The following is an 8,226-nucleotide window of genomic DNA, read 5'->3' as shown; positions in this document are numbered from 1 at the left end:
CCAACCAGCCGGCGGCTCCTCCGGTGCCCTGCCCGCAGTGGCGGGCGGGGTGGCAGCAGCCGTCGCCGCCCTCGCCGTTTGGTCTCTGGTGAAGGGCTACCGAAAGAGGGCCGGGCTCACTGCCAACTGAGAAATCGGCTTCAGACCTGACTGGTACGTAGCCATGGAAGAAGCCGGGATACTGCCCACTGAGGAATCGGCTTACGGGCGCCCGGTGAAGGATCCCCTTGCGGGCCGCTCCCGGCGCCAAATAGCGCCGCAAAAAGACCGCCATGAACCGTCGAAAGTCACAGATAGGAGCGCTTTTTCGATCTTTTGAAGGCTTGCCGGGGGTGGGTCAGAAACGGTCATTTTTGACCTCACATGGAAAGCCCTCGCCCCAACGAGAAATCTCCATCGACTATCCGCGTCTTCGGACGCTTATCAACAAGGGGGAATAGGTGGAGTTTCTACCGCTAGTCGGTTCAGTAATCGTTGCGGCGGTCGCATACTTTGCGATTCACGCAAACAACAGCAGAGCGGATCAAAGGGACGACAAGTCCTGGTACCGAAAGATGTTGCTCGAAAACTCTGTTGCCTTCATCGGCAAGATGGATGAAGCGCTGGCTGCGATAGCTGACAGCCATGAGGCCTGCGTTGATATGGACAACAACATTAGCGACAGAGAATGGAACGACCGCGCGGAACAGAAGCTACGGCTCAACATAAATGAGCTCCGGTCCGCCGCTCTCCTGGTCAACATGTCTTGCTCTCCCGAAACAACTAAGGTCGTGGACAAGGTCGTCAAAAGCTTTGAAGAAGCTCTAACGACCCTGAACAAGAAGTTCCGGCTTAGCGACTACGCGTCAGAGATCGAGACGCAAAAGTCCAAGGAGTATCAGGCGGCTGCTAGTCAATATGAGATATATGGGGACAACTTGCAGGCCATGAAACCTCGTGTATTGGCCGTCATCAAGGCTGACCTTGCGGCGGGCGGCTTCCCCGCCGCTGAAAAGGCGATATCTGGACAGCTAAATACCCTCGAGAAACCGGCTGCACTAGAGCAGAGCCCCAGAGGGTAGCGCTTACAAGAAAGACGAAAGCCTTGTCAGCATCCGTGCCGGCAAGGCTTTCGCGCATTCTCAAGGAATGCAGTCTACTCCTTAAGTCGACGGCCGCCGGGTAGCTTCTCCCCCCAGGCTGGGTACATCTCGCCCTGGTTGTGTTCGGCTTCGCGCCGTAGGATTTCTGCTTCGATGGCTTTAGCTACGAAGTGAGCCCAGGTGTTATCCCCCTCGACGTAGCTGGTCGCCTTGTACGCTGCCTTGGCACGGTTGCGGATTCCCATACGGGCACCCGAGGCTGCGTGTAGCCCGACTAACGTGTCACGTAACCCGGGCGTCTCGAATCCCTAGGGCTACGAAACGCCGCCGGCTCTCTCGGGCTACTTAGACCCGGGCAGTGAAAAGCTTCCCGAAATTTGGCGTTTTCTCAACGCTGCTTCGGCGCACTCCTGTCATTTCGGGAGATTACTTGAATCGGAACCGATCTTCGTACGACTCGTCATTGTCACGGGTTCTGTGCCGGAGGAGACTTGAGGCGACGGCATCCTTTCTCGAGCCGCCCGCGGGGTCATCCGGCTGCGGGGCCTCACGGTACCCGGTAGCGGCCTGGTGGATCGATGAGCTCCATGACAACCCCTGGAAAGGCTGCTCGGCGGTCGCGCCTTCTCTTGTCCCTTGTGGCTATGGCACTGTTTGGATGTCTCGGCGGATGCGATTATGAGTCCGATGACGTCCCGCTCCCGTCCGCCAGTCTTCCCACTACGGAGGCTCGCACGGTCCCACCGCTACCGGATGGCGGCGACACCGGGGTACCACCACTGCCGGAGAATGGCGACATCGCCGCCGGCACATATCTCGTCCCCGCCACTGGCTTCTCGGTGCCTTTCGAGATCACCGTCCCGGGCAGCTGGTCGAGCACCGACGGCGACGGTCTGGCTAAGGACGACCCGGATCACCCTGATGAATGGGGGGTCTTCGTGGGATGGTGGCCCGCCAAATATGTGCCGACAGACGCATGCGCGTGGCAGGACGCGCTCGTCGAGGCCGGTCCGTCGCCTCAGGATTTCGTCGACGCAATGACGGCGCAGACGTCAACGGCGAGCACTCCTCCTATCGAGGTCATGTTGGGCGATTACTCCGGGGTCGAGTTCGATCACTCCGTCGAAGGCGCCGTGGACATCAAAGCCTGCGACCGCGGCAAGTTCTGCATCCACTCAGATCTCTCAAATGAATGCTCACGCTGGTACTCGAGCGCCACTGAGCGCGAAACCTACCGTGTAATCGACTTGAACGGCCAGCGCGGTGTGATTTGGGTGGTCCAATTCCACGAATCGATCAATCCGGAGCTGACGAGCGAGGCGCGCGCCGTCTTCGACTCGATAGTGTTCAGGTCCGGCACGTCACAGTCCACTGTCACAGAGACAACTTTCGGTACGGGTTAGGCATAGAAATGGGTATGTCGAATCTCTAACAAGCCTGCGACGGAGCGTCCGGTAGAGGACCTGTTGCGGGATGTGTCCAAGCGGCCACACGGACACCCCTTGCAGATCGTTGCTGGGCTCGTCCCGTACCTCGAGCCCCCGGTTCCGAGGACCGTCCGCCGCTTTCACTAGCATCCACCATCTGCGATTGCTTGGATGCCCAACGCCCCTGTCCGCAGGATGAAACCGCAGGTCAGCGGGCTCTGCACGTATTCTTGATGATTAGTGGGTGTCGTGACATCGACCAGGGGGCAGCCGATGAATGAACAGAAGTTGGGGACATTGTGACGGGTACGGAGCAGTGGTCCTTGACTCGCTTCGCCCTAAGCGACGACGGAGGCTTCCTACGCCTGCAGTGGAAGCCCGGGGTCACCATCGAAGCTGACGACATCCACTCGACCATCGCCACCGTCACTGCTGCATCCCCCCAAGGCAAGCGGCCGTTGCTGGTGCATATCGGACCGCTGGAGCGAATCACCCCGGAAGCCAAGCAGTTGCTCATCGATGACACCTGCTCCGCTCGCACCGCCGTCGTAGGTGTCGATGACGTGGGCCGGGTAATCACTGCCTTCAACTCCAAATCCGCCACACCACGCAGGTACTTCACGGAGGAGGCCGACGCCATCGCCTGGCTCACGGGGAACGCTTATCCAGATGCCGTCTCCGGCCGCAGTTAAGCCGTTCACCGTCACCGTCATCGTGGGCGACGCTTCAATCGCCAACCGCTGACAACAGACTTTCCCCATACGGGTTGCACCGTTGCTGGCTGCAACTCGGTGCTAACTCCACCAACAGCTGCCCCGCCCACTTGTCCGGTGAGGGATCCCTATTCGTGCATAATGGCCGATCCGTTAGCGGAAGGAAAGGGGGCAGCCGGATTGGCTGACCCCTTCAGGTTGTACGTGCAGTTCAGTTGGTTCGAGAAGCCGCTGACTGAATGGCGTTGGCGAGGTCGCGGGGACGGCTCCACATTGGCCAATGCCCCGTCGGGAGGTCAACGACGTCGAGGTGCTCGATGTTCGCGACCTCGGCAAACATGGCATGGCCTGCGCGGGCCAGCTCCAGCACCTGGGCGCTCGGGATCGAGCAGCACACCATGGTGGTCCGGACCTTGCGGCGGGCCTCGTTGGTGAGCTCGACGGGCTGACGAAGCACGGGGCCGGGTTCAGGGACGGCCCGGGCCCGAAAACGCTCGAGGACTTCTGCACACAGGCCTTCGAGGCTCGCCTGCTGTGCGAGGACGTCGAAGGACGGCAGCGGAAGCTCCTCCAACTCCTCCGGGATGTCTGGGCCGGAAGCGCTTCCCGTCGCCACAGGGCCGGAGTCGACCCACACCACTCGATGGACAAGCTCAGGGTGTCGGTCAAGGACGAGGCTGACGGGGGCGTTCGCGCCGCTGTGAGCGACGAGAGTTGCGGGCTGATCCTCGGAGACCCCGAGTTGAGTGATGACGTCTAGGACCGCTGCAACTTGATCGTGGAGAGTCTTCGCCGCGCGCTCGGGATCGTCCCCGTCGAGGCCGGGCAGTGTCATCGCGATTGCACGAGAGTGGTCGGTTATCAGGTGTCCAAGCACTTCATCCCACGCCCAAGCGCCCAGCCAGTGGCCGGCGATGAGAATGATGATTGGACTGCTTGTAGTAGTTGTCATGTCACTACCCTCGCAGGCACTACGGACAAGGGTATGTCACTGTTTATGTCATGAATTTATCGGGGTATGAACTGTGAAACGAGTCGAACGGCTCCATGCTCTATCCGAGATGTTGCGCCGCAGCGGCGCGCGGGAGGTTTCCGCCGAACGGTTGGCGCGAGAGTTCGAGGTATCCGTGCGCACAATTAAGAGAGACCTCGATGCGTTAGAGAACAGCGGCGCGCCTCTATGGTCCCGCCCAGGTCCGGGCGGTGGCTACGGATTGACTACAGGAGCGTCCCTGCCGCCTGTCAGCCTGTCCCCAGCGCAGGCCGTAGCGCTCATGGCAGCCGTGTCCGCTGCACCCGATGCCCCCTACGCCGATCTGGCAGCAGCAGGTATCCAAAAGATCCTGGACGTCCTCGATCCCAAAACCAGAGCACGAGCCGACGAACTGGCCCACCGCGTCTGGGTCAACGCCCTTCCCTCCTCTTCGCGGGCAATCAAGTCGGCACTGGAAGAGGCAATGGCCGAGCAGCGAGTAATCCGCATGCGCTACACAACGAGAGACGAGACCACGACCACCCGCGACGTGGAGCCAGTGCTGTTCGCCTCCACTAACGGCCAGTGGTACCTAGTTGGGTGGTGCCGAATGCGCAACGCAATGCGATGGTTCACCGTCTCGCGCATCGAGCGAGCCAGCGTAACCAAGACGGCTTGCGGCGGCCATACCATCCACGAGGTCGGAGAACCCCCAGCAAACGCCAGACCGGTGCACAGTCGGGGCGAGTAAGTCACTCAATCAACCTCTCCGGTCAGTACAGCTGCAAACCCGCTGGGGCCCCCACGTGTCCGGTCGGGGATCCCCCTACGTGCTGGAAGGTGACAAATAGCGCTGCGGAAAGACGGCCATTTATCGCTGCGACTGACAATTTTGGAGGCTTGCCGAGTACACGTCAGAATTGGTCGTTTTGACCGATATGCCGAGGGATGCCGCAGTCTGTTGGGACCCAACCCAAACGTGCCGTCATGGATCAGGGATCGTTCACCATCGGCTCTTCCTCATTGGTTGTGATTGCGTATACGACTCGGGAAGCTTGGTCTTGGCCCCGGAGATGCGAAGTGGATCAGGCGATCCCCGTCGAAGGCGTTCCTCCCGACTGCGATACACAACCACCATTTCCCAGATGAGGTAAACGGCTGCCAGGGCCATCAGCACTGCACCGAACAAGGTTGCCCATTGGGCACTCGCCTTTCCAACCGGATTCGTGATGAATACGTATATGCCGAGGGACAGCATTGGCAGCAGGAACAACAGCCCGGGCAGGTTCTGCCACCACCGTGTACTTCCGTTAGGTGGACCTCCCAGCTCCTTTTTGGTGTAGCTGTGCAGCATCCCGTCCTTGGTTTAGTACAAAACCCGTTGTTCCCCGCGAGCAAGAGCCGCTTCATGCTCGGCATGCACCGCATCATCGTGTTTCTGGTAACCGTTGACTGCCATAATCCCCCCGACATCAAGCATTCTCTGGCCTCTCGGCCCTCAACCACCGATTTTACGGTCGTATTGACGCGTCACGTGGCGGGCAGATTTATCAGTTCCTTCGGTTCCGCGCTGGCGTAAAGGGTGTTGAGCTGGCGGTAGAGCGTTCGGGCGATGTAGCGCTTGAGGGATCTGCGGATTTCACGATAGCTGCGGCCTTCTTCGGTGCGTTTGGCGACGTAGTCCCGTGTTCCGGGGTCGTGGGCCATCCGGGTCATGGTGATGGTGTGCAGGGCTCGGTTGAGGCGCCTATCACCGCCCCGGTTTAGCCTGTGCCGGACAGTGTTACCGCTTGAGGCTGGCAAGGGATTCACCCCTGCCAATGAAGCGAAGGCAGCTTCGCTGCGCACCCTTCCTGGATGCGACCAAGCTGTCAGGACGGTGGCGACTGTGACAGCCCCGGCGCCCACCATCTCCAACAGCGGCGCCGCCGGGCTTTGCTTGATCAGCTCTGTCATGCGCTTCTGGTTCGCAGTCAGCTGAGTGGTCACTTCGAGAACGCGGCGCGCCAACCGAACCGCTTCCTCGCGCGCGATCGATAGTTCGACCTGCTCCTGTCGTTCCCGCCATCTGGTGATCGTGGCTATCTGGGCGGGAACCAGCGGTTTACGAGCGTCGATTCCCAGATCGTGTGCCCGGAGTAAGGCGATGAGTGCATTGACATTCATTGTTCGGTCCCGGGTCAACTGATCCCGGGCTGCACTCAGGATCCGGAGTCCGGCACGGGTTCCTTCATCCCGGCGCGGGGCCCGAAGCTGGGACTCCTCTAAGGCCAGGACTGCGGTTCCGATGGCTGCGGCGTCCAGCGGGTCGGATTTGCCGATCCCCCGGCGCCCCCGGGCGTTCATCCGTGGAGCTTCGGCGACGTCATAGCCGGCGTCGGCTACTGCCCTGGCCAGACGTGCCCCATAAGAGCCGATACCCTCAACGGCCCATAGACAGGCCATATCGCCGTCTGACCGTCGGCCTACCCAGGCAAGTGCGCGGGAAATCCCCTCCGAGGTGGTCGGGAACTGCTCGCACGCGACCTGTCGCCTAGTACTCGCCTCGATGATGGCGTAAGTGTGTGTGCGGGCGTGACAGTCCACACCGATTACAAATGAGCGGGTCTGCGCAACGATAGTCAACGCGGCCACCCTCCTTCCTTTCGAACGGGCAAGACTGGTCGCATCACGACCGGCACTGACCTGGGAAGAGTCACCTCGAGGCAATACTGTGATGAGCCACAACCGCAGGGGCCGGGCAAGCTTCTAATCAAGCCACCGACGTGGGACAGGTCAACGCCGGCCGCTCCACCCAGCGCGGACAAGTCGGGGGAAATGCACCCTCAAGGGGCAATTGTTTTTTCGAGTCACGCACCAGACAGAACAACCGGCATCAACACTGCCAGCTAGTCCCAGACCAGCCACTGCAAGACTCACAGTGTTTTCTGGTGGATGCTCCACGTCGTCAAAGCCGGAGCGCTCACTGCAAGGCCGGCAACGCGGGCCCGCGCGTGGGACGCTGCGACGCTGCGCAGCCTGCCTGGCCGCCCGGAAGCAATCCTGATACCGGGGCACACGCCCGGAAACGCCGCGATCCTCCTTCCAACGGCAGGAGCAATCGCGGTCGGAGATTCCTTCGCCGCAAGCCATCCGCTGAGCCGGAAGACCGGACCGCAAATGCTCCATCGCATGTACCACTCGGACCCGGACGCCGCCTTGGAAGCCACCCGACGGCTGAACGGCGTCCACGCCTCGGTGGTGCTTCCCGGCCACGGCCCGGCGTTGCGGATGCCTTTGGCCGAAGCCCTGGCGGCGCTTCACCGGGGCGAACCCGGATAGTCCTCGCTGACTCGGCCGGAGCTATTTCACGGCGTCAGTGTCAGTTGGGGCTGCCCGGTGATCCACCCCGGCCGTCAGCTCGTCGATCCGGTCCAGTGCCGAGTTCAGCTGTTGAACGGTCGCCCAGAGATCCGGATGGTCTGCACGGATCTGCTCAAGCGAGGCGCCAGCGGATCGCAGCGTCGCGAGGTCAAAACTGACGTTCGTGCGCGCGCCCGCCACCGCTGCCCGGAGGGCACCGAAAGCGACAACCACATCGGCGATCAACGCAGGGTTTCCATGGGAAGCGAGCCAGCCTAGGTCTTCGATGGCTTCCATCGCCCGTTCGCCCAGCACGGCCGAAGCCTTCGCGGCGTTAACCGACGCCCCGTGGATGGCGTCATCACGCTCCCGGCCAGGTTCCAGGCGGAACGCCGCGCCGAACGCTTCGGAGGCGGCAGCGTCGTCGTCGGCCAGCCGAAGGGCGGTCTCCCGGAGCGATCGCGCCCGCGCGTGGATGTCGGCGAGTTCCCCGGCCCTGCCGTCGCTTGGCTTTGTGTAGCCGGCCACCATCGACACCAGGGACGCGGCGATGGCAAGCATTACCCCCGTCCCTGCCCCGCCGCCCGGCGAGCCCTTGGACTCTGCCAACGCCTGCGTCCATTCCTCAACTGTCGAGCCCTGGGTTGTCACCGTTTCAGAATCAGCCATGGCACCTATTGTGCCCCGTT

The 8,226-nt window shown here is 61.6% G+C and carries 9 protein-coding genes; 5 read left to right on the top strand and 4 right to left on the bottom strand.

All coding sequences use genetic code 11. From position 1 onward, the window contains the following. Nucleotides 1–440 precede the first annotated feature (440 nt). Nucleotides 441–1,061 (top strand): hypothetical protein, encoded by a 621-nt coding sequence (locus AC5RV1_RS15255; protein WP_493995126.1) that lies wholly within the window; start codon nt 441–443, stop codon nt 1,059–1,061. Between the two features lie 74 nt (nt 1,062–1,135). Here the strand turns inward: AC5RV1_RS15255 and AC5RV1_RS15250 are convergent, their stop codons facing one another. Next, nucleotides 1,136–1,327 (bottom strand): ParB family protein, encoded by a 192-nt coding sequence (locus AC5RV1_RS15250; RefSeq protein ID WP_493995125.1) that lies wholly within the window; start codon nt 1,325–1,327, stop codon nt 1,136–1,138. A 333-nt stretch (nt 1,328–1,660) separates the two neighbouring features. Here AC5RV1_RS15250 and AC5RV1_RS15245 point away from each other — a divergent pair, with 333 nt between their 5' ends. Both AC5RV1_RS15245 and AC5RV1_RS15240 read left to right on the top strand, forming a co-directional pair. Continuing rightward, nucleotides 1,661–2,485, top strand: a complete 825-nt coding sequence (locus tag AC5RV1_RS15245; RefSeq protein WP_493995124.1) for a hypothetical protein — start codon at nt 1,661–1,663, stop codon at nt 2,483–2,485. 347 nt (nt 2,486–2,832) lie between these two features. After that, on the top strand, nt 2,833–3,201 hold the full coding sequence (locus AC5RV1_RS15240) for a DUF7793 family protein (protein WP_493995123.1): 369 nt from the start codon (nt 2,833–2,835) through the stop codon (nt 3,199–3,201). Between the two features lie 232 nt (nt 3,202–3,433). On the opposite strand, the gene AC5RV1_RS15235 is transcribed toward AC5RV1_RS15240, so the two are convergent. Beyond that, nucleotides 3,434–4,174, bottom strand: coding sequence for an alpha/beta fold hydrolase (locus AC5RV1_RS15235; RefSeq protein ID WP_493995122.1), 741 nt, complete (start codon nt 4,172–4,174; stop codon nt 3,434–3,436). A gap of 73 nt (nt 4,175–4,247) precedes the next feature. On the opposite strand from AC5RV1_RS15235, the gene AC5RV1_RS15230 reads away from it, so the two are divergent. Then, on the top strand, nt 4,248–4,946 hold the full coding sequence (locus tag AC5RV1_RS15230; RefSeq protein ID WP_493995121.1) for a helix-turn-helix transcriptional regulator: 699 nt from the start codon (nt 4,248–4,250) through the stop codon (nt 4,944–4,946). Nucleotides 4,947–5,725: 779 nt separating this feature from the next. Here AC5RV1_RS15230 and AC5RV1_RS15225 read toward each other — a convergent pair. Beyond that, entirely contained in the window at nt 5,726–6,820 is a 1,095-nt protein-coding gene (locus AC5RV1_RS15225; protein ID WP_493995131.1) for an IS110 family RNA-guided transposase, read from the bottom strand. A gap of 309 nt (nt 6,821–7,129) precedes the next feature. On the opposite strand from AC5RV1_RS15225, the gene AC5RV1_RS15220 reads away from it, so the two are divergent. After that, the gene (locus AC5RV1_RS15220; RefSeq protein WP_493995120.1) at nt 7,130–7,516 is read left to right on the top strand and encodes an MBL fold metallo-hydrolase; all 387 of its coding nucleotides are present in this window, start codon (nt 7,130–7,132) and stop codon (nt 7,514–7,516) included. Between the two features lie 21 nt (nt 7,517–7,537). On the opposite strand, the gene AC5RV1_RS15215 is transcribed toward AC5RV1_RS15220, so the two are convergent. Next, complete coding sequence (locus AC5RV1_RS15215) at nt 7,538–8,206, bottom strand: cyclodeaminase/cyclohydrolase family protein (protein WP_493948214.1); 669 nt, start codon at nt 8,204–8,206, stop codon at nt 7,538–7,540. Between the last annotated feature and the right edge of the window lie 20 nt (nt 8,207–8,226).

The organism is Arthrobacter sp. Hb9-2, from assembly GCF_059091165.1.
This window is presented reverse-complemented; position numbering and strand designations above follow the sequence as displayed.

Bases quoted from the DNA above. Each gene is read 5' to 3' on its own strand.
- AC5RV1_RS15235 (WP_493995122.1), bottom strand. From the start codon at position 4,174: ATGACAACTACTACAAGCAGTCCAATCATCATTCTCATCGCCGGCCAC.
- AC5RV1_RS15215 (WP_493948214.1), bottom strand. From the start codon at position 8,206: ATGGCTGATTCTGAAACGGTGACAACCCAGGGCTCGACAGTTGAGGAA.
- AC5RV1_RS15250 (WP_493995125.1), bottom strand. From the start codon at position 1,327: ATGGGAATCCGCAACCGTGCCAAGGCAGCGTACAAGGCGACCAGCTAC.
- AC5RV1_RS15245 (WP_493995124.1), top strand. From the start codon at position 1,661: ATGAGCTCCATGACAACCCCTGGAAAGGCTGCTCGGCGGTCGCGCCTT.
- AC5RV1_RS15220 (WP_493995120.1), top strand. From the start codon at position 7,130: ATGCTCCACGTCGTCAAAGCCGGAGCGCTCACTGCAAGGCCGGCAACG.